Raw genomic sequence first — 26,028 nt, forward strand, 5'->3', positions numbered from 1 at the left:
CAGTCATAAATGTGGGTATCACAGTCACGGAAGTTAAAATGACTGTCATAAGTAGACACATCTCGGCCAAAATGCGAAAAATCACTGTCAAAATATAGTAGATGACTGTCAAAATCGAAAAAATGACAGTCATACATACAAAAATCACTGTCACAAACGAGAAAAATGACAGTCACAACACTTTTATCACAGTCATGACCGTGATAAAATAACAGTGACATTGTGATAGAGAAAACAAACTTAACAACAAAATATCAGCAAAATAATTATTCGAAAACTTCTACACCTAATCACAGTTAATCAAGGAGCGAGCAATGGCAATCGTAAACGAACAAATCAAAGACGCCATCGAGCGATTGCGCATGCAAAAAACAGACGACTCCAATTATGAGGCAAAAAGCTGTGATGCAAAGCTCAGCGTAAGCGTGTGGGAAACAGTAAGCGCATTCGCTAACACAAATGGCGGCACACTACTACTCGGATTAGATGAAAGCAATAATTTTTCCCCAACAAAAAACTTCGATATTAACAAAGTTCGTGATCAATTTATTGAAGGAATAGGCGACGGCGGCGTAAACGGAGTGCGGCTAACATATCCTCCAAGATATGACTTAGAAAGAGTGATTGTAGACAACAATTCTCAAATTCTAGCAATAAAAATCTACGAAAACCCTGCCGACAAAAAGCCTTGCTACATTACAGCTAAAGGAAGTAAAGGCGGAAGCTACAAACGCGTTGACGATAAAGACATTCGCATGTCGAATGACGAAGTTTACGAAATAGAAAACGCGCTACGCCCAAGCGATATAGATTTATCGATTGTTGAAGAAGCTACAAAATCTGATTTAAACAAGGATTTAGTCGAAAATCTTATAGCAAGACGAGCAAATTCCAAGGCTTTACGCGGCACTACAACAGAAGATGAAAAGCTCACGCGTCTTAATATTACAGATAAACAAGGGCGCATACGAATGGCAGGACTTTTAACTCTTGGAAATTATCCGCAACAATTCTTCCCGCGATTGTTTATTGACGTAACAGCTCACGCAGGAACAGAAAAATCTTCGACTGGAGTGCAACGCTTTATAGACCGCGAAGAATGCAGCGGAGCAATATCAGAAATGATTGAGGATGCAGTAAACGCGGTTATTAAAAATCTTCGAGTTAGCACATTTATTAACGGAGTCGAACGCATAGAAGAATCGGAGATTCCGCGCGAAGTTCTACGTGAAGCCATAGCCAATGCGGTAATTCACAGAGAATACCACGAATATTTTCAAGGTCAGCCTGTAAGCGTTGACATTTTCCCAGACAAGGTTGTTATAACAAATCCTGGAGGATTATGGGGAGGAAAAACGCTTGATAACATTGACGACGGCGAATCGAAGTGCCGAAATGCCGCACTTATGCAATTGGCACAATACACACCAATCGAAGCAAATAGGATTGGAGCAGGCCCAGTTGAAGGTCAAGGTAGTGGAATTGCGTTTATGATTAACGAAATGCAAGCATGGTCGCTGCCAAAACCACAATTTATACCTAAGCTTGGCTCTTTTAGCGTGATTTTGCAGCGCGCAAAAGCAAAACTTCCTCGCAACATGAATTATGTAAATTACGTAGACTACACAAACCGATCTGAGATAATGGATTCTAGCAAGAACTATTTTGAGGAACTAAGCAATACTGAACAAAAAGCAGGAAATTACACTCAAGAAGAACGCACACAAGCGGATAGCAAAAGGAATCTATTAAATGACGATATTTTGCTAGCGCTTATACCTGTTGACTCTACAATAACAACTCCAGAATTAGCTGAACTAACTAAAAAGTCTCCAGAAACAATTAGACGACATTTACGTAAGCTAATTGCAGAAAATAAAGTAAAAGCACTAGGAAAAGTAACAAGTAGACAGCGAAAATATACGAAAATCAGCAACTAAACTGACTCTAACCAAATAGGCAACTAATCGAATTGTAATAAATAACAAAGCACAACTAAAATTTGCGAAAGAAAACCGCTAAAATAGTGAATATGAGTGCAGTAACGACGCAATACGTTGAAGCAGCTGGCGGAATTATTTATCGCAAGCGCAATACTACAAACAGCTCAAATGCAAGTGGAGAGGCAAAAACAAGCAGCGACTCAATAAAGTCTAGCGACGATGATTTTGAGCTTTGCCTAGTCTACCGTCCTAAATATGACGATTGGAGCTGGCCAAAAGGAAAGAATGAGCCAAAAGAATCGCATCGCCACACAGCCGTGCGCGAAGTTGGAGAAGAAACAGGATATTCAGTCACGCTAGGCCCGCACATTGCCAAAATAGAGTATCCTCTTGAGCGCGAAGGCAAAAAGCAAACTTCTAAAAGCGGTAACACATCACGCAATTCTCAGCCGGAAGTAATAAAGCGAATCCACTACTGGATGATGCACTTAATCGATAAGCCAACCTCAGCAAAGCGTCTTCCTGCTTTCGGACCAATTAAGCCAGCTAAGCCTACTGAAATTGGCAATGTTTTATGGCTTACTCCTTCTCAAGCGCGCAAAAAACTTACGCACGACAGCGACCGCGAAGTGCTAGACGCTTTCTTAGAGAAGCTCCACGCAGGTCAAGGAGAATATAGCACGTTGCTTCTGGTGCGTCACGGAAAAGCTGAGTCTCGAAAAACTTGGCAAGGAAGTGAAGCGACTCGACCAATCACGCCTCTGGGTGCTGCCGCTTCATACGCTTTAGGCCGCGAACTTGCCTGCTACGCGCCGAATAAAATCATATCGTCTCCTTGGAAGCGTTGCTTAGAAACGGTTGCGGCTTTTGCGCGCGATTCTTCACTTCCTATAGAACAGGTTGCGGAACTTACAGAAGATTGTCACGAGAAAAAACCAAAATCTACATTGTCTGTGCTTATAAAAGAAATACAAAATCTTGAGCAAAATGAACAAAATGCGAACACAGTCAACAACGCAACAGTCATGTGCTTGCACCGCCCGGTTATTGGCACTTTCTTCGATTATTTGCGCGAAATAACAAAGCCTCGAGCACATAAGCGCGTACTCAGCCAAAAATCTCCATACATGCCTACAGGAAGCGCAATAGTTTTGCACATAATTAGTACCCCTAAAGGCGCTCGTATTATCGATATTGAAAAGGTTCTTCCAAGTGTCTACTAGTTTAAATTCACAATCGAGTTCTATTCATTCAAGCAGATCTGCTTTTATGCCAAGCCCCACAGGAGCCGCCCGTCCTAGCAGACCTGCACAAATGGATCCTGCGATGCTCGCGCAGATTGAAGGCGGCACAGATCCGCAGGTTGTAAACGAAATTAGCCACACTTCAGCCGCTGTTTTACTTAATCGCGTTCATAAAACGCAGTCGCCGGAAATCGTTGAGCGCGTGCTGAATTTGGTTGAGAATGAAGGCATCGAAGTTATTGCAGATTTGTGGAGTCACGCGGAAGCTGAGTCTATTCCTGGAATGTTGTGGCGACTATATTTATTGCGCATGTCGCTACGGAAACAGCGCGAAGCTTACGCTGAGTATTGGCGCCTTGGCGAGCCTGAAGCAACGAGCGCTTCAGCTATTACAGGAATTGACGAAGCTCCTACCGGAGAAGATATTGCGCGACTTGCAGACTCTATTCTTTCCGGTGCTTTTACAGGCGATTTTGCTGTAGCGCTTTACCGATCTTCAGCTTTTACTTCGATTATTGCACGCGGAATGCGAGTTTACGCAAAAAAGTTAGACGAGCAGGAAAATAAAATACACGCGCAGAAAATTGCAAAAATTTTGCACGTATCCGCTAATATGCACACGCTTTCGTTATCTTTTGCTAATGGAGCAAAATTGTGGCGCGCAGGAAAGTTGGAATAAATTATTTTCGATCAAAATTGTGCGGCGCGTGAAAACAGAAAACAAGGTATACTCAAAATGATGCTGGCTTGTGTTTAAGCCCCGGGCTCCATTTTTTGCCGCTGCGAGCGGCGTTTGCGCCGACAGGCGCTTTCGCAAGTCAGTATCGTTTCTGTTTTTGAATTTTAGATTTTAGATTTTAATTTTGTTAGATAAGTTTAAATAAAATATATATTTTTACTCAACATTTGTTTATATTTCGCGCAAAAATAACGGCACGCCGCTAGCTTAACGTGCAATGCTTGCACTAATCTAGAAGGTATGGATCTTCATGTTTTACATCATCCGCTGGTGGACCACAAGCTCACCGTTTTGCGTGATAAGAATACACCTTCTAATATTTTCCGCGAGTTGGTTTCCGAATTGGTAACCCTCGAAGCATACGAAGCAACCCGCAATTTGGAGGTTAGCGATCGCGAGATTGAAACTCCTATTTGCAAGATGACTGGCAAACATTTGAACCGCCCACGCCCAATGGTTGTGCCGGTTTTGCGTGCTGGCCTCGGTATGCTCGATGGAATGACTCGCCTTCTTCCAACCGCTGAGGTTGGATTCCTTGGCATGAAGCGCGACGAGCAGACGCTCGATATTGTCACTTATGCCAACCGTTTGCCAGAAGATTTAACTGGCCGTCAGTGCTTCCTTCTTGACCCAATGCTTGCCACTGGTGGCACTCTTATTGCCGCTACGCACTACTTAGCTGAGCGCGGCGCTAAGGATGTTACTGCTATTAACATTTTGGCAGCTCCAGAAGGCTTGGAACGCCTGGAGAAGGAGATTGATCCTTCTATTGACTTTAAGGTTGTTGTTTGCGCTGTTGATGAGCATTTGAACGACAAAGCTTATATTGTTCCAGGTCTTGGAGACGCTGGTGATCGTTTGTATGGCTTGATTGACTAATAGTAACTAGCTAACTAAATCAAACGAAAACTAGAATCAAAAACTACAAAAAGCCTGCTGATTTTGCAACACTTTGCGATTTTCAGCAGGCTTTTGTGTTTAGCGTTGACAAATTTTGCGCAGATAAATCTCTTTACCGCGGACGAGTTACGGCCACTTCGCGAGCGCGATCGGCTAATTCGTCTAATTTAGCAAGCTCCGCGCACTGAGAATCAGTCTGCTTTGGCGAAAATTCGCCGTAACGATTTTGCGCAGCAGTACGGATTAAAAAGTCAGCCAGACGCGGATTTTTTGGCAAAACTGAGCCGTGCATATACGTTCCAATAACATTGTATTTGCGCGCTCCTTCCGTGTGATCCTTGCCATTATTACCGCAATTTTCACTATCAACCGAGCCAAGTGGCTGCGTTCCATCTTCCAAGCTTGTGCGCCCAGAATGGTTCTCGTAGCCCACAATATCGCCAAAATCGTCGCTATGTTCCACAAGATTTCCAATCATGCGCACATCTTGACCAACCGTATGCTCGCCAAGTATGCCAATTCCTTTAAGCTTTTGACCCTCAACGGTTTCAAAATAGTCTCCAAAAAGCTGGTAAAGTCCACAAATCATAAGCATTGGAACGCCATCTTTTGCAAGCTCACGAATCGCGTCTGCGCGTGCAAATAAATCTTCAGTAACTCTGCTTTGCCCATGATCTTGACCACCGCCGCCAAGAATCATATCCACGCGCTCTGGCCATAAATCGCCAACATTGTACTCGTGAAGCACTGGCTTGTAACCGTACAATTCCGCTCGGCGCATAATCGTAAGCACATTGCCGTAGTCGCCGTAAATATTCATGTCTTTTGGATATAGCGACACAATATCTAGCACGCGATTTTCGTTTTCAAAAGTAGCATTTGCTTTACTAATATCACTGGAACCATTCATTACAATTACTTCCCAACTCCAACGTCTTTAACTTCCGCAAGTTGCGCTAAAGCCGCGCGCACGCGAAGCATGGCAGTATACGTGCAATATATGCGTTTAGCGTTTTTAGCGTTGCCACTAAAATCGCCGTTTACAAAAGCTTTAGCATCTTCTTCCAAATCCGTATTCACATTGCGAGCCGAGACTTTATCGTATTGCAGACGCAAAGCCATATCCCATGCGCGAGTACCAGAAACACACTCAACTCCAGTGCCGCTAAAGCTTGCAAAATCAACGTCCCACAGCCAGCTCATGTCTCTACCGTCCGCATATTCGTCACAAATTGCAATCATGGTATCGTGATTTTGCGGATGATCCGAAGCGATTGCAAGCCTAAAACCAATAGGATTCTTCACTAAAACAAGCTCAACAGGAGCACCATTAACTTCAATTACTTCGCCTCTACCAAAAGCAGGAGTCACGTGCGAAATCGCTTCCATAAGCGCGTCGTCGTCGAATTTTTGCAGCGCAGAATTTTGTTTTGCAGCGTCCGCCAAGATAGCGCGAACTACTGTTGCTGCAGCAGCAGCGTTGAAAATATTGTAAGCGCCGTCGAGTTTTACAGAAGTAGTTTTACGCTTGCCATCAAGTATAAACTCAGCCTCATGGTCTCCAACTTTTGAAAGCACAACGTCTGCTTTAGGAAGATTGTTAGCCTTGCTTTCTGCAGCATCTTCGCAATTTTCGCTTTTTTCAGTGCTATTGTGCAAATCATCATCCGTCGGGAACATGCTTTTTACAGCGTCATCTAAACCAAAATACCGCACACAAGTCCCGGAAGGAACAACTTTTGCAAGCGCACGAATACGTGGATCCTCACGGTTTAGCACTACTGTTCCTTCAGTTGCAGCAGCTACGTTGCTTAATAGTTTTGCAGTTGTATCAATTTCGCCGAATCGATCGAGCTGATCTCGCATAACGTTTAGCAATAAAGAGTAGCGAGGCTTGATTTGATTTACAAAATGCACTGCGTACGCTTCGTCGAGCTCTAAAACTGCAATATCCGCATTCAGCTTTGTGCCAAAAGCAGGCATAGTTTTAGCAAGAGCCGCAACTACTCCTCTAGTAAAGTTTGAACCGGTTGGATTAGTAAATACGTTAAGTCCTGCATCGCGCAGCATAGAAGTTACCATACGCGTTGTGGTAGTTTTGCCATTGGTGCCAGAAATCAACACTATTCCGTACGGCAATGCGGCAAGAGTGCGCGCCAAAAAGCCAGAATCGAGGCTCTCAATAACTTTCCCAGGCAATGCGCTTCCACCATGGTGAAGCACCCTAGAAAGAGCGCAAACAAGCTTTCCTACAGCAGGCATGGCAAAACTGTACCAATGCTTATGCAAATTTTGGCGCAACTTTTTATGCGATTCATGGTCGCGGCTTGACATACTAAATCACACCCCTTATTGCTGGTAGTCTTGCGGCATATCCATGAACTTGGAAGTTGCACCCAAGAAGGCAAGATTAAACGTGTCAGTAGGGCCGTTACGATGCTTTGCCATAATAATATCTGCTTCGCCTGGGCGATCTTCCTTATTGTAAAAATCAGGGCGATGCACTAGGAACACAACGTCAGCATCCTGCTCAATAGAACCAGATTCGCGCAAATCTGAAAGCTGTGGTTTCTTGTCGTTTCGCATTTCCGGTCCACGATTAAGCTGGCTCAAAGCCACAACTGGCACTTCAAGCTCTTTAGCAAGAAGCTTCAGCGCACGCGAGAATTCCGAAACTTCCTGCTGACGACTTTCCACACGCTTACCGGAACTCATCAGCTGAAGATAATCAATAACTACTAGCTTCAGATCATTAGTTTGCTTCAAACGACGGCATTTTGCGCGAATTTCCATCAAGCTCATATTTGGGCTGTCATCAATAAAAAGCGGAGCGTTTTGCATTTTTGTCCAAAAAGTATTAAGAGTATTCCAACGATCTGGAGTAATATCTTCCGCTCTTCGCATAGCAGCGAGTGGGATATTAGTTTCTGCAGCAATAATGCGCTGAGCCAATTCCACTTTGCTCATTTCTAGAGAGAATACAATAGACGTCATATTGTGGTGCAGTGCCGCCGAACGAGCAAAATCAATGCCAAGAGTTGACTTACCCATAGCCGGACGACCAGCAACAACAATCATTTGACCAGGCTGCAAACCCTGCGTAACTTCGTCAATATCTCTAAATCCAGTCGGTACACCTTGTTCAAGTTCGTGATTTTGCATTTTATCTAACTGATCAAGTGTATTTTGCAAAACTGGACCAATGGCAACGTAATCTTGACGCACTTTGCCAGCACTCATTTCATACACTTCTGATTGCGCAAGATTTACAATATCTTCTGCTTGCGCTCCGGAAGCAGAATAGCCCATTTGTGCAATTTTTGTGCCAGCAGTAATAACGTTACGAAGAACAGCATTTTGATGCACAATATCTGCGTAGTACATTGCATTTGCGGCTGTTGGCACAGAAGCTACTAGGCTGTGCAAATAGTCAGCTCCGCCAACTTTATCGAGATTTCCATCTTTCATTAATTCATTAGCTACAAGCACAACGTCAACAGGCTGTGAGCCAGCGAAAAGCGTAAGAATAGCATCGTAAATTGTTTGGTGCTGCGGTAAATAAAAATCTGATGTTTCAAGTAATTGAGACACTTCGCCAATAGCATCTTTGCTCATGAGCATTCCGCCAAGCACAGCCATTTCTGCATCAACATCGTGAGGAGGCACACGATCAAACAACGTAGCACCTACTTCGGCACCACGATTTGCAACGCCAGAACCATATGCAGAGGCGTCACCATTGCCACCACGATTGCTACCTGCGCGGATAACATTGCCTTTAGTAGATTGCCACATATCATTATCTGCCATAAAAACGAGTATAAACGCGCGCACGTATTATGAAAAAACGTAAATGCACTAACACAAAACTTTATTTACATTTTTAGCGCAGAATCCATCCACGTATCATTTCTTATGCGCAAACTATTGCCTATTGCACGTCCCCCAATATAAACAGCATTTAAAACAACCCATAAAGTAATAGTTCTTACCACGTCATTAGCGTCGATGACGACATCAAAAACGCTTGTGAGCGCCAAAAATGTTAAATACACGACAGCCATTACTGAACAAGCTTTTGCTAAGTAACGGTGATCACCTGCACCAATTAATACGCCATCTAGTGCCCACATCCATCCAGCAAGAGGCAAGAACAATCCTAATATTGTCATGCCTACAGAAATTAAAAACTGAATATCTGTATGCTGACTAAATAGTGGCGCGCAACTCCAACCCACGAAAATCATGAATAAACCGACCCCTACGCTGCTTACAGCTCCCACTTGAGCACAAATACGCGTAATCATTCCTGCGCGCTTACGACAGCCTGCACCTAGCGCTGCAGCAACAATAGTCTGCGCAGCAATACCAATTGCATCTAAAATATTCATAACAAAATTCCAGCAAGAATTAGCAACCTGATACGCAGCGAGAGTATTGGTACCGAGATGAGTCGCAGTAACAACCGTAGCTACCATGCACACGCGCAATGCAAGTGTACGGACAAACAAAGGCATACCAGTTCCAGCAGAATGTAGAATATGCTGAAAATGCGGTTTGAGACGCGCACCACTTTGAGTAGCCCAAATAATTGCAGGAATAGTAAGAACAAGTCCCATATACCATTGCGCAATCATTGTTGCAATACCAGAACCAGCAATTCCCATGTTGAGCCCAAATACTGCGATTATATCGAGAATAGTATTTAGAACAGCTCCACTTACAGCAGCAAATAATGTTATGCGCACGTTGCAAAGACCGCGAAATATGCCATTTGCTGCATATACGAGTAGCATCGCAGGCAATCCAGGCATAACCATTTGTGTGTACACAATAGCATTTTGCAACGTAGATCCACGCGCGCCTATTGCGTAGCATAACGGTTCAGCTGCAAAAATAAGTATGACTGTAAGAATTATGCCAAGCAATAATGCAAGCCACAATCCATCCATGCCAATGCTAAAACCTTCTCGACGCTTACCTGCGCCTAAAAGACGCGCAACCTGTGAAGTTGTGTTGTAAGCCAAAAATAAGCAAAGACCTGTAGTAGTAAGAAGTACCGTTGATCCAATAGAAAGACCTGCTAGAGCGCTTTTGCCAATGTGGCCAATAATAGCAGTGTCAATAAGTACAAATGCTGGCTCAGATATGAGCTGTCCAAAAGTTGGTACGGCTAGTAGCCAAATATTGCGCAGTACGTCTTTTTTGTTCTGGTTGTCCAACTTTTGATTTGTCATAATGCTTCATTCTACCGCTACTTTGTCACGCTTGTATAAAAGAAGATTGCAATTGCTAACAATTTTATGCAAAAACAATTGCAAGTGAAGTAACACAAATACGCGTAAATCGCAAATAAAAATATTATTTTAAAAAGTTATCCGCAGGATATCCACAATGTTATCCCCACTATGTGGATAAATTTGTGTGATATCCACGTAGACACGCCTAAAATGTGGATAACTTATCTTTTTTATCCACATCAAGCAATTCGTGCGTGTCATATTAATAACTTATTCACTAAAAATAAGTTATTCATTAAAAAAACTTGATTTTAAATTAGCAAAAATAACAAAACCGCATATCTTAGATAAGACATGCGGTTTATATCAAAATAACTAGAACTTGCTGCTAAACAATAGCGCTTACGAACATGCTTCTATTCTTTAGCACTATTATTTCGTTTTTCTGTTTTTTTATTATTTTGCGCTGATTTATCTTTTTCTACAGTTTCAGACTCTTCTTCAGAAGAAGACTCTTTTTGCTCAACTTCAGATTTAGTATCATCAGCCTTGGAATCACCTTGCTCAGAATTTGCCTCAGATTGATCAGCCATAAAATCAGATTGTTCAATCTCGTTTTCACTCATATCAATATCAACGGAAGTAAGAACAGCCATTTGAGTCTTATCTGCATCATCATCTGCAACAGCAACTACAGCGCCATCATGACTTTGTGCAATAGAAGAAAAATCGTAAGCACGCTCTCCTTGATCAGCTAAATCAACGCCTTTACGTTCCTTAGCTTCCGAGATTCGCCATCCAAAAAGCTTTTCAAGAACAAAAGCTAGCACTGCAGTTACGGCACCTGCATAAAGAACCGTAATTCCGATTAAGCACAGTTGTGCAACTAATTGATGCCAGTCGCCAACAGCAAGTAATCCGGAACCATCAGCAAATAAGCCTACTGCAAGCACACCAATAAGTGCAGCAACGCCATTAACGCTAACTACATGCAAAGCGCCATCGTAGCGCACAAAAGTACGAGAGTGAGTTACTAAAGAAGTAATAACACCAGAAAGAACACCCAAAACTAAAGCCCACAATGGAGCAATAACATCCGCGGCTGCAGCGCTTGCAGCTAATCCAGCCATAACGCCAGACGCAGCTCCTAAAGCAGTAAAGCATCCAGAGTGTAAACGTTCAGTCACACCCCAGGCAAGCATTGAAGCAGAAGCAGTTATTGTGGAACTCACCCAAGCATAACCTGCAACTCCAGGAACACCTGCAGAAGAACCAATCATTAACCCAAGCCAACCGAACCAAATCAGGAAAACGCCAAGCATAACGAAAGGAACATTATGCGGCTGGCGAGCAGCAACACCATTTTCAACTGCTGACTGCGTTGCAGTGGATTCAGCAGCAACTTCAGTTACTGTAGCAACTGGAGAGACAACAGTCTCACTAGCAGCATTTTTAGCATGCTCAACATCAGCCCACAATGCGCGCGATAAACGACTTTTAGTATTACGCGAATTAGTAGCTCCAGAATTAGCATTGCCACTCGTATGCGCAACATTCTTAATATGCAAAACAAAACGCTTAAGAGGGAAGTGAGCATGTCCGCCAATAATCATAACAATCGCAAAAGCAGAAACAGCCGCAGCGATATGCAATATAGAACCACCTGCGAAGTCATGCACTGAAATACCTAACGCCTGTGAAATAGCACCATTAGGCGAAAGTAAGCCACCACCGCACACCATATGTGCTAATGGAGCGAATACTAAAGTAATCCATACAGCCACGAAAATAAGCCAAATAGCGTAACGCACTCGACCGGCTAGAGCTCCGGTGATAAGAGCTACTGCAACAACAGCACATGCTAAACGAAAAGCTGCAGGAATGCCACCAGATAGCCCAGAATTCGCGTCCATAGACGTAAACACACCATGATCTGCCACCATCGAATCGCGGAATAGCAAACCACTCAATGGATCACCTATAACGCCGCCAGCCATATCTTTGCCAGCAAAAGCTAACGACCATCCCCACAGCGTCCAAACCAGTGTGGTTACAGCAATAGCGCCAGCTGAAAGCATCATCATATTCACCATGGAAGTAGCGCGTTCGCGACCTCCATAGAACAGGGCAATACCCGGCGTAATAATAAACACCAACGCGCCAGCCAACAATGCCCATTGCGGATCCATTGTGGTCATTTTTCACCTCAATTATTTGAAACAGCGCAACAATAACATCGTTGCTGCTTAAGTATATTTATATAACTATTGTACCGAGAAACCCTTATAGCCAAAACTCATAGAAGAACTTTAATGGAACATTAAAAACTACCATTCGTGCAGCTACAAATGTTCAGCATTAGGCAAGCAGACCGTCTACGAAGCTTTGAGCATCAAACGGAACCAAATCATCTGGTCCTTCGCCAAGACCTACTAGCTTAACAGGCACGCCAAGTTCGCGTTGAACAGCTATAACAATTCCACCTTTAGCGGAACCATCGAGCTTAGTAAGAACTACGCCCGTAATGCCAATAGCTTCAGCAAACACTTTTGCTTGAGACATGCCATTTTGACCAGTAGTAGCATCCAATACCAGCAATACTTCATCAACAGGCATAGTTTTTTCTATAACCCTACGAATTTTGCCAAGCTCTTCCATCAAATTTGCTTTATTTTGCAAACGACCAGCAGTATCCACAATCAATAAATCAGCTTGCTCTTCTTTCGCCTTATTTGCAGCTATAAAAGCAACAGAAGCAGGATCAGCACCGTCTTTATCTGCACGAACAACTGGCACGCTTACTGCAGATGCCCAAGTTTCAAGTTGATCAGCTGCAGCCGCACGAAAAGTATCTGCTGCAGCAAACATTACTGAACGTTTTTTAGCAATAAACAATCGCGCTAATTTTCCAGCAGTAGTGGTTTTACCGGTGCCATTAACGCCGACCATCATAATAACGCTAGGATGATGCGCATCTGATTTATCTGCGTTCAAGCGTCGATCAGCATCTTCATCTACTATTTTCAAAAGTTTCGTACGCAATGCCGAATGCACATCTTCTGCACTAGAGGTACCAGCAATGCGTGCGTCTTTGCGTAGATCTTCCACTAATTCTTCACTAGCTCGAGAACCAACATCGGCCATAAGAAGAGTATCTTCTACATCTTCCCAATCTTCTTCCGAAAGATGATCCTTGCTTATGATATTAAACAATGCACGACCAAATGGATTTGCACTATGAGACAAACGTTCGCGAAGACGCTTAATACGCGAAGAGGTGCTTTCTGGCAATGATTCAGACTTCGCTTCTTCATTGTGTGCAACAGCAACGTCACTTTCTATCTGCTTTTCAGATTGTTTTGTGCCGCGCGATTTAGATTTGCTCGTATCGATTGAGCTATCAACGCTTTCAGGAATTACTGGCCCATGACTATTGCCGTGAATGCGCAAAATCACTGCAACTGTTACCAATAAGATTGCAATAACAACAGCTGCAGCCGCAAACCAAATTAGCATGTTCATATCCATAACCATATTCATGACATCAAGACTATGAAAGTCAAGGGACACTAGCAATACATTTCACTATTTTTTCTCATCTTTGTCACACTTCAACATCAATATGCCTAGGTATACCTGCATCTATTACACTAATAAAAGTCGTAATAAATAGCGCTAGTTATTATTACGCAAAATTTGAATTCACTAAATAATTGAGGAGGATTTTATGTCAGATCAGCCTACCGTAAATGTATACGGTGCAGATTGGTGCGGAGATTGCAAACGTGCGAAGGCTGCACTAACCCAGTACGGCGTAGCATTTGTTTGGCATGATATTGAAACAGAAGAGGGAGCTGAAGAAAAAGCGATTGAAATAAGCAATCAAAAGCATATTCCAGTTGTTACTTTTGCAGATAATACTTTTATGGTTGAGCCATCAGCAACACAAATAAAAGCAAAACTTGAGTCACTCGGAATACTGCAATAAATATATGTAACACGCATAAGTTAACACGATATTCACTTCGTCGATTGAATGTAGTACACTTGGCATTTGTTGCCCCTTTAGCTCAATTGGCAGAGCAGAGTCCTTTTAAGTCTTGGGTTGTGGGTTCGAGTCCCACAGGGGGCACTTTTTTATACCTTAAGCACACAGCCGAGAGCGTATAAGTATGTTTATTACAACACTAATGGCTTGTAGATTAGTTAATCCAAATAATCGGCTAGTACAGAATCTTAGGGTTATAGGTCAAAAGCGTGTAAAGTGTGTAAGAAATCATGTTTTAGGTCTTGCAATACAAGCATTTTGCGATAATTAAATCTGTTTTCTGCACATTCGCCACCAAGACAAAAATGTGTAAAAATAAACTCATAACAACTACGGCAGTAGGGCTCGTAGTATATCGAATGCGGATTATTTTTATGTTCTGTGGCATTCGAAACATTCATTAGCTGAATATTTAACAATAAATCGTCACAAACTCTGTTACTAACGCAGAGTATCCATCAGCTGAGCTTTACACACTTTTGGAGCCTATAACCCGAATCTTAGTTAATTTAATTATCGGTCGGAATGGTATAATTGAAGTCCTTGATTTAAATCATCTATAAGTTTGTCAGCATCATCGTAACTTGCTTCACCTTTTGCTATTGTCTTGCCGAACTTTTGCATAGGATCCCAAAAAGCATACATTTCAGGTATTGTCGGCTGAAGAATAGAAGTGTGCGCAATAACTTTCATTTCTGCTTCGGCTGCAGCGTCAGCTTTACCAACAAACTTACTAAGCCTTTTATCTGATGGCACCGTGCCTGTTTTTTCAAAAGATACTTTTTGAGAGTTTTTTGACCCAAGAAATGCTGCAAATTTAGCAGCAGCTTTTTTATAAGAAGAGTTAGGATTGAAACCAAAATCACGCGATCCAGAAAAAGCTTTCATCTGGAATTCTCCAATCTTAGTTTTAAACTTTGGAAGGCTAGTTGCAGCATAGTTAGATCCAAGAATCTTTTTCACTTCACTTGCACTCCATGTTCCGGAAAAAATCGCGTCCACAGAACCTTTCCTAAGGCTTTTAAGCTCCCTTCCATTACCACCTAAAACAAAATTACTGTTTCTTGTTAGATCAATAATATATTGCGTTATAGCAACAGCTTTCTTATTGAACTTTATACCTTTACTTGCATCATTCCCATTTTTGCCAAAGAATGATACAGCCCCATCAGAATAGAATCCAGCAAGATACCACGCATTACTAATATCAAAAGCTACTTTGCCTTTTGCAATCATCTTATCTAAAGACTTAACATCGTCAGGTGTGAATTTTGATTTGTTGTAATACATTAGCCATGAGTTAGTTGTATACGGAACGCCGTATAGCTTTCCATCCGTGTAGGTAACTCCACGAACCACTACATCATCATTCTGCTTTTTTACTTGTTTAACAGCGTACGGCGGAAGTTCGCCCAATTTGCCAAGTTTTAATAACTCTATCATCATATCATTGCAGTAACAGAAAACATCAGGACTTTCGCTACTATTATTCATTTTTAATGCAGGATCCTGAGACTCAACCACGCTATTTTTAAAAGTTATTTTGTATTCCGGATGGATTTTCTGAAATTTTTCTTCCATCTGCGCAACCCAACTATTGTCTTTGCTACTTGACCATACGGTTAGATTAACGTCCGTAACTTTCTTAGGTTTAGTAGGTTTTTTCTTCTTGTGCTTTACTATTTTCTTACTACCACTAAAAGATATTTCGTCACTGTAAGACTGATTGACACTATCGTTACCACACGAAGAAAGGCTCATGAGCATTACTATTGCAAAAATGCTACAAAATAGTTTCTTAAATTGACTCATTTCACCCTCCCGATTATCTCTCTAGATACAATTCACCCGACTCAAGCAGAAAAATTAAACTCAACTCGCCCAAACACTAGCATCTTGATCATCTTCAACTATATCGTGACCTACAGGTGCTGGAGAAGAATACGTGTATTCATCATCCACAACGCCAGAATCAGCATCTGCATTAATAGCAGCAAGAACATGCTTATCCATTTTGTACTGTGGTAATACGTTCTTAATATAGCTAGTTACAGCATCTTGCATAGCAACGTCATGGCCAACTTTTTCTGCCATAAACCAACGATGATCCAACACTTCATGGAAGAACTGAGCTGGCTCAATTTGCGAACGGAACTCAGGAGGAATCATACGAACTGTTGGCTCGAAAATTTCACGCATCCAATCAGTTGCGACGATTTCCAGCTCTTCACCTTGACGCCATGTAGAAGTGCGATACGCATCCAAATCGTTCAGAAGCCTTCGAGCCTGATTCTCTTGAACGTCCAATCCAGTAAGACGAAGAAGCTTGCGGGAAGCATAACCAGCATCCACAACGCGAGGTCGAACCAAAACCCTTCGACCATCTTCTGAAGTCTTCATCTCCAGCTCATCAACATCGAAACCAAGCTCATTTAGACGATTGACACGACGTTCAATTCGCCACATCTCATCAGGACTGAACTTATCAACGTCAGTAAGCGTACTCCAAAGCGAATGATAGCGATCTACTAGACGATTGCCTATACTGATTTCATCTACTTCTGTCGGCAAAAGCTGACCGGAGCTCAAATCCATAAGCTCACCAATAATGTTGGTTCGAGCTAAATCGATATCGTATTCTCGTTGACCTTCTGTTAAGCTTCCGTGCAAATCACCAGTTTCTGCGTCAACTAGGAAAGCAGAAAAAGCATCTGCATCTCGCAAAAACAGCACATTAGAAAGCGATACATCGCCCCAATAGAAGCCAGAAAGATGCAAGCGCACCATAAGAACAGCGAGCGCATCAATAAGACGCTCTGCGGTATCCGGTCGCAAAGTACGAGCAAATAACGCACGATATGGCAGTGAGAACTTCAAATGTTTCGTAACTAACATTGCCTCAAGCTTTTCACCATTAGCATCATGGCGTCCTGCAACAACAGCTATAGGAGTAACTGTAGGCAACTCAAGTTTACGAAGCCTACGCAAAAGCTCATACTCACGTTCTGCAACTTGACGAGTAATTTCCTTCATTGCATACACTTCATCGCCAACGTGAACAAATCGCACAACGTGACGAGAAATACCACGCGGTAAATTCACGAATAAATCAGCAGGCCATTGAGAAAGTGGTAATTCCCAAGGCAGTGTAAACATTTTTGGATTTGAACTAGCCGCAGTAATCTTAAGTGCCTGCGGCTCTTGAGACGACGCATTCTCGTCCTGTGCAGATACCGAAGTTGCTTGCACAGCACGCGGGTCTAATTGAGGAGCGTCATTCCATTCCATAAAGTTTATTTACCAATCAAGCTCATGCCAACGATATCACTGCATTCAATATAAACACAGCTTAACCACCGGCGAATTATTGATAACAACTATATATAATAAGCGATGCATTGTAATGATGTATTATTGCACACTTATTATGCTGCTTTTTTGTGCCAAAAACGGGGTTCGCGTCATATTGCGAACCCCGCTATACCTTATACCGAAAGTTTGCTTATTAGCTCATATAAGCAGGCAAACCAACGCTCTTAGTTCAAACGCAACTCCGTAGAAGGTGCGAACAGATGCATCTTAGATGGATCAATCTTGATCTTCACGGTGTCGCCAACCTTTGGAAGAGCACGTGGGTTCACGCGAATAGTCGTGAGCTTGTTTTGATCAGACATCATCGTAGATGCTTCTTCAGGAGAACCATCGGTGATGATATTGCCGTAGATATAGCCATCAGAACCGAGATCTTCCACGTTCATTACCTTCAAGGAGAACGCATTTGGATCATCGGATGTTGCCAAGCTTGCGTCTTCTGGACGGAAGCCAACAATAATCTGTCCGTTATCCTCTGCAGTGAGCTTATCAACAGCCTCAGCTGGAAGAACTATAGAATCCTCACCGATCTGAGCTCGACCATTTACAACTGGATGCTGATTGATGTTCATGGATGGAGAACCAATGAAGCCTGCGACGAATACGTTTGCAGGGCGGTCATAAAGCTCAGTAGGAGCTCCAACCTGCTGCAATACGCCAAGCTTAATCACTGCAATGCGATCACCCATGGTCAAAGCTTCAGTCTGATCGTGGGTAACGTACAGAGTAGTAACACCAAGCTGACGCTGCAAAGCAGCAATCTGAGTACGAGTCTGAACGCGGAGCTTAGCATCGAGGTTGGAAAGAGGCTCATCCATAAGGAAGACTTTTGGTTCACGAACAATTGCGCGACCCATAGCAACACGCTGGCGCTGACCACCAGACAAAGCCTTTGGCTTACGATCCAAATACTCTGTCAAATCCAACACTTCTGCAGCTTTTTCAACACGCTTGCGGATTTCTTCTTTAGGAACACCTGCAATCTTCAAAGCAAAGCCCATGTTGTCAGCAACTGTCATGTGTGGATACAGTGCATAATTCTGGAAGACCATTGCAATATCGCGATCCTTTGGCTGCATTGTAGTAACATCTTGACCGCCGATGAGGATACGTCCTTTGTTAACCTCTTCAAGACCTGCCAACATACGCAAAGTAGTTGACTTACCGCAACCAGATGGACCAACGAGTACGAGGAACTCACCATCTTTAATAGTCATGTTCAAGTCATCAACCGAAGGCTTATCGTTGCCCGGGTATATACGAGTCACATGATCAAATACAACTTCTGCCATGATATGTCCTTTCATCGGCAGGTACGTGCCGAACGATCCGTAGTGAAGGGTGTGCACTCATGACCCCAATTCCTACATCGGCGGGTATCAATCGTCCACAGTTTACTTACCTGGTCCATTGAAGGTTCTCTTCGTTGAGCCATGCCTTAATATATCATGTTTATCTTAGAAAAACAGCAAAAAATCAGTATTTTCTCAATACTCGGCGTGTCGAATATACAAAAAGTTACTAATAAATAATTAAACAATAGTTGGTTTTCACCACAAAAAAATGCGCAATCATATAATCATTTGTTTGCATTAATTGCGTCTATTCCTATACAAAAACGGACGTTAAGCATAAGCCTAGCGTCCGTTATTAATTAAATAATTTATTTTATTAACTATAGATCAATAGGGGAGCCAGTACTAGAGACTTTAGGCATTTGGCCTTCAACTCCAACCTGATTTTTATTCAAACCGATGCAATGCAAAATTGCATCAAGCGTCTTCATATTCTTTTCACTAACAGCATTCATGTCAAGCAACTTACCGTTAATTGTTACGGTTGGCGTTGTCATAGAACCCTTGCTATACCCAGAAACATTTAACAGCTCTTTGAAATCAGGAATGCATTCGTTAATCAAATCCTGCCACTCCAAATATTGTCTGTCAAAAGCTTTACTCGCGACTTCGTCTGGAACGCCAGATTTTTTAGCCAGATTAATCAATTCTTCATTGCTTACAGGCTTATAATTTCTTCCTTCTTCCGGCTGGAATTTTTTACTAAAAATGTTATTAACAAACTGAAGCAGATGCTTTGGATCGTTGTCGTGTGAAGCAATATAAATAACAGCACCGGTTACGCGAGTCGAGTAATGGTCAACAGTAAACCTATCCAAGGATGACATTGGGTGAAGTTCTAGGTTAATTTGACCTGCTTTAACCATTGAAATCAGTGCTTTGTCTGATTCACGGTTAAAGCTTCCACAACCAGGGCACAAAGGATCAAAATAGCTTGCAACCGTTGGAGCTTTAGCAACAGGCTTATTGTAGCCAAGCTTGCTTATAAGAATTCCGCCCTCAGAATTGACAACTTCCGGCTTATATTTAGCGCCATCTTTCTTTAGTCGCTTTTTAGCTTTCTTAGAACGCTCAATTTGCATTTGTTCAGTATCGCTCGGCTGGAACAAAGCTTGATAAGCTGTAACACCAACTGTAACCAGTATAGCCATAGCAATAATCGTTACGATAGCTCCGATAATTGTCTGCTGACGACGCTCACGCTCTTCACGCTCTTCACGCTCGCGTTTTTCTATAATTCTTTGTTGGCGAGCAGAAGATGGATTCTTCTGCTTATTATCACGCATCTGAATTTTAGGCATTGCTATCCTTCAACCCTTTATTTTCGCACACTAAGACTAGTTCCTAGCAGCATTCTTGCTAATGGAATAATAACCTCATCACAGTTTAGTAGATGGCATCAACGGAAAATAAACATTACGCATCGTACTATTTTTATTTTTTATTTTTCAAATGATTTTCCAGAATAAAATAACGCACCTAATCCTAAACGGAATTTTGTAGTCCACTTAACTACAGCAAAAACAACCCATGCAACCATAAATCCTAGAGCATATCCAAATGCAGTATTTGAAAAAATATTAGGTGAGTAAGCTGGCAAAAGAATACGCAAGGATCCAGCATCTATAGAAAGTAATTCAGGATTATCACCACAGAGAAATGGATATATAACAGCTCCAATACCTCCAGAAACCACAATAGCTATAACTCGTGGAAGCATGTAAACGAATCCTCGAATAATATGCCACGGCAAAGTTGCAATACGCACTACAGAATCGTGGCGAGGAATTATCCCATCGTTAAGTTGCAATCTTCGCAAACTTGATGAAATACTGTAGCCGGATGTTGCACTAACCCACATAAAAACCATCGTAAAACCAATAGAATCGAGAATGCTTAAGCAAGCAATGGCTAAATGAAGAATTATACAAATCAGCAGTATCCATGTTCCTTTACGCACATAATCATGTTGATTAAGAGTATGATCTACAGAAAGCACTTCATCACTTTTAACATGAAGAGAATCGCCTGCTTCATTTTCAATATTGTCATTATCAAAAACGTTATTAGAAGCATGAATAAGTTTTGAAGATTGTGCAATACGTGAATTGTTTGAATTATCGTCCTGTATATTCTGAAAATCTACATCGTTTAACGCATTAATTCGTGTTTTTTCATCTACACAAAATGTTTTATCGTCTTCACTATCTAATGAATGCGGCATAACAGTAGTAGAACGAACAGTTACGGTTGGCGTTTCTCCATCAGAGTTAAGATTTGCTATGCTATCTGCACCAACTGTACCAGCTGCATCGCAGGCACGAGAATTTGTTAGTATAGCAGTTTTTTCTTTTGTTACACGGCTTGTTTCACGGCTTGTTTCACGCCACATTTCACGCATAGTTACGTTAGTGGCGTTACGATCAAAAGGGCGGTTCATCTCCGGCCAAGCTAAAGGATCCATAGCATCTTGACTAATTGCATTTTCTAAATCAGATGGCACGCAACGCTGCTCTCGAATAGGGTTCAAAGCTTTACGGAAAGCAGCCATTGTTCTAGGAGGCAACCCCGTTAAATCTGCATTTCCTGAAGCAGCACGCTCCAAAACAGCCATCATAGGCTTTGTTCCAAAAACAGGCTTACCGGTAGCTGCAAACGCAAGCACAGCGGCAACAGACCACCAATCTGTAAGTTCATCTGAATCCCCGCCTTCAATAATTTCTGGGGCAATAAAACCAGGAGTGCCCATCACTAATCCCGTGCGAGTAACATGGCTTTCACCTTCACCCATTGCAATCCCAAAATCTACTAATACTGGTCCAGTAGCAGAAATCATTACATTAGTTGGTTTAATATCGCGATGAACAATACCGGCTTCATGAACTGCCTTAACAGCTTCAATAAGCTTATGCGCAAGACGCTCTAAATCATCTGCAACATAAGGGCCATTCTCATCCACATCTTCGCGCAAATTATGTCCTTCAATCAACTCTGTCACAATAAAAGCGATTGAAGCATCTAATTCCATATCCACTATCGCGCAAACACCTGGATGATGAATCCTCTGCAAAGCCAAAGCTTCACGTTTTAAACGCATTCGAGCACGTTCCTGCTCAGAATCCTCATCTTCACTCTGTTTTGCATTAACAGAAGCACGTAATATTTTCATAGCATATTGATTGCCGCCATCGTCATTAACGCGCCAAACTGACCCCATTGCGCCGCCGCCAAGCCTAGAAATAAGAGTGTATCCGCCTACATTATTCCCTGGTTGCAAATCGAACATGCTTGTATCTTCCATACTGCATTATGTTAATGCCTTATATTGCCAAATATGCAAATATACGCAACAAAAAACACGCCGTTTCTATATTCAACATCGCCGTAATTTTGTAATGACGTGGCATATGGTACACTAATCAATTGTTCTACTTAGCATGATTCGTTATGCTAATGAGAAAACATCGCCTCCTTAGCTCAGATGGCCAGAGCGGCCGCCTTGTAAGCGGCAGGTCGCCGGTTCGATCCCGGCAGGAGGCTCCATTTTTATTCCGCTCATTTCGTGAGTATTTGTTATTTTCTATTCTCATATTTCAAAACTACAGTTTTGTTATCTTTCGTATCACATATAATGACGTGAAATGATTAAAGCAGAGGGGATAGCAGCTAATTAACTATTCAAAATAGAAAAAATTTCTACTTTTCATATGCAGTACCAAATTATGGCGTATTATGAAAATAACAAATCTATATCTGCGCACATAATCATCTTTATAACAAAACTTTTCGCGAGTAAGAACTCGGAAGCCTTCCCCCAACTCAGGGTTTCCGAGGTGAGAGTGGAGCGTCCCCCAACCAGCTCCACCTCATAGGGGGCGGGAATATCCCCTTCTCTCCCGCCCCCACTTTTATTTTGTTTTGCACTCAATTTTGAATGCAATATTGAAGGTATAATAGAAAAGTTAGCGTTATTGCGAAGGAGTGATTGTATGGCACGTCGATGGACGCCTAGACGATTAATAGTAATGCGTCGTGCAAGAATAATTGCATGCGTTTTAGCTATATCACTCACAGCAACAAGCTTGTTTATATTTACAGCTAAAAAATCTGTTGCAATGGTCGTAAATGGAAAAACGCGCATTGTAAGCACTTATTCAACAAATCCAATACGCTTATTAGAAGAACAACACGTTCCAGTAAAAACTCACGATCAAGTTATTTCTTCTTCTGGAGATATTCTCACAAATCATTCTACCGTAACAGTTCGCAGTGCCTATCAAACTTCTATCACTGTAGATGGAGTAACTATACCGTTTTGGACTGTTGCAACTAGCGTCGATCAATTAATCGGCTTTTTTAAAGCTAATGCTAAAAACGCTTCACGAATTACAGTAAATTTGCAAAATATTTACGATAAACTAACTTGCGGCTTATCAATTAATAAAAAAGGCCCAATTAGCGTTATCGCTGACGGTAAAACACGCGTCGTACAAAATGGAGATTTACCTGCGAGCGCAATTCTTGATTCTCAAGGTATAGTTCTCGGCAAGGAAGATCGCGTAAGCGTAGAAGAAGATGATGGAAATACTATTTTACGTATTTCTCGAGTTACTCATGGTAAAGAAACTCGCACAGTTTCGCTACCTTTTGCCACACAAACTGTAGTAGATCCTAAACTTCCAGCAAATTCTCGCGTTGTACAACAAGCCGGCGTGAACGGTGAGCGCGAAGATGTTTATAACGTTACGTACGTAGATGGAAAAGCAGAAAGCGCAACCCTAGTTTCGCAAAATTTAGTAAAGCCTGCAGTTAATCAAGTTATTGCTGTGGGTAAAGCTGCTCCTACACCAATTCACAAAAATAATACGAATACACAAAATCCAAAACAATCCAAGCAGCAAACAAAATCTCAACCAAAAAAGCAGGATGCTGAGCAATCTGCAAAACAAGAAAAGAAAAACAGCCAACAGCAGACTCAACAAAATCAGAATAAAACGCAAAATCAGGCTCAAAATAAAGACCAGAACAGTAGCAATGTGAAAAATACTACTAGCAACAATGGTGCACAAGCATCACAAACTCAACAACAAACCGTATCTGTTGCTCCCGCACCTGCAGCTAATCCACCTGCACCTGCACCAACTTCTAATCCTGATAGCCTCGTACATGCTACTCCAGAACAAGCTAAATTATTTGCTCAAGGCGCAGCTGCGCAAATGGGTTGGACCGGTAAAGAATGGGAAGATCTTTTATGGCTATGGAATAGAGAATCTGGATGGAGATGGAACGCAGAAAATCCTAGCTCACACGCTTATGGCATTCCTCAAGCTCTTCCTGGAGATAAGATGAGCAGCGCAGGAGCTAATTGGCATGAAGATGCAGCAATACAAATTAGCTGGGGTATAAGTTACATTAAAGGCAGATACAAAACACCTAGCGGAGCAGTAAAACATTCGCGCGAAATTGGCTGGTATTAAAAGGCAGCAGCGTGTTTTAACGCACTTTGGCGCAACGGGTTAATTGTTACGAAATTTGGATGGTAAAACTTTGACAGAAATCAGCATTGAAAATGAAGGTCAGCTTTTAGGCGCAGCAGATATTAGACGTATCGCTGCTGAGGAAGGCATTACTCCTACCAAAAAGTTTGGTCAGAATTTCGTTATTGATCCTGGTACAGTGCGAAAAATAGTAGCAGCAGCTGAAGTTAAACCTGACGATACCGTTATGGAAGTAGGACCTGGTCTTGGTTCTCTTACTCTTGCAATATTGCAAACAGGAGCACAGCTTACTGCAGTAGAAATAGACCCTCCGTTAGCTCGACGATTGCCGCATACTGTAGAAGAATTTATGCCTAAAGCAGTGCAAAAATTTAACGTCATTCTAAAAGATGCTTTAACAGTAAATACCGATGATGTTCCACAAATTGCACAGGCTAAAAAATTTACTCTTGTTGCAAACCTGCCATACAATGTTGCGACGCCTATTATTCTTACTTTACTAGAAAAATTTAGCAACTTACAGAATTTTCTAGTTATGGTTCAAAAAGAGGTAGCAGATCGTTTATGCGCACAACCTGGGAATAAAGTATATGGCACACCAAGTGTTAAGTTGGCGTGGTATGGAAAAGCCCAACGCGCAGGGCTTATCGGTCGTAATGTGTTTTGGCCAGCACCAAACGTTGATTCAGCATTAGTTTCTTTTACTCGCGATTGCACAAGCAAAGGCGACAACAATGAGCGTGAGGGAGTATTCGCTTTAATTGATGCAGCCTTCCAACAACGACGTAAGACATTGCACGCAGCTCTTAAAAATCAAGTTCCAGAAGAAGCATATAAAAATTCTGGAATTGACCCAACTAGACGCGGCGAGACGCTTACTTGCGATGAATTTATTGCTTTATATCGCGCATGCAAAGATTGTAAATTATAAATAAAACACATATTTATTCGTTGAATAAATATGCAAAATAAAATATTACGCAATGAAATATTACGTATATTCTGCAGCTTGTGTAAACTTGCTGCTAACAAAGTTATAAACCACAGATCGGAAGTGAACATGACGCAAGAATACGACGAACGTATTGCTCGTAAAGCTTTCATGTATCAAAGAAAAAGATCTGTACTCACTACAGTGAGCGTAGGCTTAGGCGTAATTTTTATATTTGCTTTACTCGTGCAATTCCACGCTTTTGGCATAAATTCTGTGCGCGCTCCAAAAGATAACCCAAATTACGGCGTTCCAGCTCCATGCGCAATAATAGGAAAAGAAGGAGCCAAGGCCCCTTACGTAGATAATAGAGCTGTGACAATCAGAGTTCTAAACGGCACAAAGTTCCGCGGTTTTGCTCGCGCTGTTGGCGAAGCTTTAAATGCTCGAGGATTTAACTTAACAGAAGTTAACAATAACAAATCAAGCAATATCAAACGAACAATTATTTACTTTGGAAAAAACGCCATTAACGAAGCTTATACAGTAAGCGCTAATTTTGCCGATGCAATTATGCGAATGGACGATAGGCAAGATAAACTCGTCGATATTGTGCTTGGCTCGACTTTTAATAATCTTCGCCCTAAAGTAGATGTTCCAGCAGCAGGCGCAGCAATACATGAAGTGCAAGGATGTATAAGAGCTGACCTTATGAAAAACATTCCTAAGGCAATTCAGCATAAGGAAGTTAGATAAAA

Annotated in this window: 19 protein-coding genes and 2 tRNA genes; 10 read left to right on the forward strand and 11 right to left on the reverse strand. The window is 42.0% G+C overall.

The genetic code is table 11. The annotated features are described in order from the left end of the window. Positions 1-314 precede the first annotated feature (314 nt). From AC1EK3_RS04875 to upp, 4 genes are all read left to right on the forward strand, one after another. Positions 315-1,940 (forward strand): ATP-binding protein, encoded by a 1,626-nt coding sequence (locus tag AC1EK3_RS04875; protein ID WP_480033074.1) that lies wholly within the window; start codon positions 315-317, stop codon positions 1,938-1,940. A gap of 92 nt (positions 1,941-2,032) precedes the next feature. Next, positions 2,033-3,166, forward strand: a complete 1,134-nt coding sequence (locus AC1EK3_RS04880; RefSeq protein WP_480033073.1) for an NUDIX hydrolase — start codon at positions 2,033-2,035, stop codon at positions 3,164-3,166. Between the two features lie 46 nt (positions 3,167-3,212). Continuing rightward, complete coding sequence (locus AC1EK3_RS04885) at positions 3,213-3,866, forward strand: thymidine phosphorylase (RefSeq protein ID WP_415687551.1); 654 nt, start codon at positions 3,213-3,215, stop codon at positions 3,864-3,866. A gap of 300 nt (positions 3,867-4,166) precedes the next feature. Then, on the forward strand, positions 4,167-4,805 hold the full coding sequence (gene upp, locus AC1EK3_RS04890) for a uracil phosphoribosyltransferase (protein WP_004114100.1): 639 nt from the start codon (positions 4,167-4,169) through the stop codon (positions 4,803-4,805). A 133-nt stretch (positions 4,806-4,938) separates the two neighbouring features. Here the strand turns inward: upp and AC1EK3_RS04895 are convergent, their stop codons facing one another. The 6 genes from AC1EK3_RS04895 to ftsY all read right to left on the reverse strand — a co-directional run bounded on the left by AC1EK3_RS04895 (position 4,939) and on the right by ftsY (position 13,606). Next, a complete protein-coding gene (locus tag AC1EK3_RS04895; protein WP_480033072.1) occupies positions 4,939-5,736 on the reverse strand; it encodes a type 1 glutamine amidotransferase in 798 nt (265 codons plus the stop codon). A 5-nt stretch (positions 5,737-5,741) separates the two neighbouring features. Continuing rightward, a complete protein-coding gene (locus AC1EK3_RS04900; protein ID WP_480033071.1) occupies positions 5,742-7,160 on the reverse strand; it encodes a DUF1727 domain-containing protein in 1,419 nt (472 codons plus the stop codon). A gap of 15 nt (positions 7,161-7,175) precedes the next feature. Further along, complete coding sequence (gene dnaB / locus AC1EK3_RS04905; RefSeq protein ID WP_032835455.1) at positions 7,176-8,636, reverse strand: replicative DNA helicase; 1,461 nt, start codon at positions 8,634-8,636, stop codon at positions 7,176-7,178. 65 nt (positions 8,637-8,701) lie between these two features. Then, a complete protein-coding gene (locus AC1EK3_RS04910; RefSeq protein ID WP_480033070.1) occupies positions 8,702-10,063 on the reverse strand; it encodes an MATE family efflux transporter in 1,362 nt (453 codons plus the stop codon). 419 nt (positions 10,064-10,482) lie between these two features. Further along, on the reverse strand, positions 10,483-12,264 hold the full coding sequence (locus AC1EK3_RS04915; RefSeq protein WP_480033069.1) for an ammonium transporter: 1,782 nt from the start codon (positions 12,262-12,264) through the stop codon (positions 10,483-10,485). A 160-nt stretch (positions 12,265-12,424) separates the two neighbouring features. After that, on the reverse strand, positions 12,425-13,606 hold the full coding sequence (ftsY, locus tag AC1EK3_RS04920) for a signal recognition particle-docking protein FtsY (RefSeq protein ID WP_480033068.1): 1,182 nt from the start codon (positions 13,604-13,606) through the stop codon (positions 12,425-12,427). Between the two features lie 187 nt (positions 13,607-13,793). Between ftsY and AC1EK3_RS04925 the strand changes: the two genes are divergently transcribed. Both AC1EK3_RS04925 and AC1EK3_RS04930 read left to right on the forward strand, forming a co-directional pair. After that, positions 13,794-14,054 (forward strand): glutaredoxin domain-containing protein, encoded by a 261-nt coding sequence (locus tag AC1EK3_RS04925; RefSeq protein WP_004105832.1) that lies wholly within the window; start codon positions 13,794-13,796, stop codon positions 14,052-14,054. Positions 14,055-14,125: 71 nt separating this feature from the next. Continuing rightward, positions 14,126-14,198 (forward strand) — tRNA-Lys (locus AC1EK3_RS04930). A 429-nt stretch (positions 14,199-14,627) separates the two neighbouring features. On the opposite strand, the gene AC1EK3_RS04935 is transcribed toward AC1EK3_RS04930, so the two are convergent. The 5 genes from AC1EK3_RS04935 to AC1EK3_RS04955 all read right to left on the reverse strand — a co-directional run bounded on the left by AC1EK3_RS04935 (position 14,628) and on the right by AC1EK3_RS04955 (position 22,142). Further along, positions 14,628-15,926 carry an extracellular solute-binding protein gene (locus tag AC1EK3_RS04935; RefSeq protein ID WP_480033067.1) on the reverse strand — a complete coding sequence of 433 codons (1,299 nt, stop codon included), beginning with the start codon at positions 15,924-15,926 and terminating at the stop codon, positions 14,628-14,630. 60 nt (positions 15,927-15,986) lie between these two features. Beyond that, positions 15,987-17,402 (reverse strand): DUF4032 domain-containing protein, encoded by a 1,416-nt coding sequence (locus AC1EK3_RS04940; protein ID WP_480033066.1) that lies wholly within the window; start codon positions 17,400-17,402, stop codon positions 15,987-15,989. A gap of 248 nt (positions 17,403-17,650) precedes the next feature. Continuing rightward, complete coding sequence (locus AC1EK3_RS04945) at positions 17,651-18,778, reverse strand: ABC transporter ATP-binding protein (RefSeq protein WP_004105828.1); 1,128 nt, start codon at positions 18,776-18,778, stop codon at positions 17,651-17,653. Between the two features lie 383 nt (positions 18,779-19,161). After that, positions 19,162-20,142, reverse strand: coding sequence for a DsbA family protein (locus AC1EK3_RS04950; RefSeq protein ID WP_480033065.1), 981 nt, complete (start codon positions 20,140-20,142; stop codon positions 19,162-19,164). A gap of 140 nt (positions 20,143-20,282) precedes the next feature. Then, on the reverse strand, positions 20,283-22,142 hold the full coding sequence (locus AC1EK3_RS04955) for a serine/threonine-protein kinase (RefSeq protein ID WP_480033064.1): 1,860 nt from the start codon (positions 22,140-22,142) through the stop codon (positions 20,283-20,285). Positions 22,143-22,307: 165 nt separating this feature from the next. Here AC1EK3_RS04955 and AC1EK3_RS04960 point away from each other — a divergent pair. The 4 genes from AC1EK3_RS04960 (at position 22,308) to AC1EK3_RS04975 (ending at position 26,026) form a co-directional block, all read left to right on the forward strand. Continuing rightward, positions 22,308-22,384, forward strand: a tRNA-Thr gene (locus AC1EK3_RS04960). Between the two features lie 446 nt (positions 22,385-22,830). Then, positions 22,831-24,318, forward strand: coding sequence for an aggregation-promoting factor C-terminal-like domain-containing protein (locus AC1EK3_RS04965; RefSeq protein ID WP_480033063.1), 1,488 nt, complete (start codon positions 22,831-22,833; stop codon positions 24,316-24,318). Positions 24,319-24,373: 55 nt separating this feature from the next. Beyond that, positions 24,374-25,270, forward strand: coding sequence for a 16S rRNA (adenine(1518)-N(6)/adenine(1519)-N(6))-dimethyltransferase RsmA (gene rsmA, locus AC1EK3_RS04970; RefSeq protein WP_480033200.1), 897 nt, complete (start codon positions 24,374-24,376; stop codon positions 25,268-25,270). A gap of 129 nt (positions 25,271-25,399) precedes the next feature. Continuing rightward, positions 25,400-26,026, forward strand: coding sequence for a LytR C-terminal domain-containing protein (locus AC1EK3_RS04975; protein ID WP_415683165.1), 627 nt, complete (start codon positions 25,400-25,402; stop codon positions 26,024-26,026). Positions 26,027-26,028 lie beyond the last annotated feature (2 nt).

This window comes from Gardnerella sp. C0026F2, assembly GCF_056590715.1.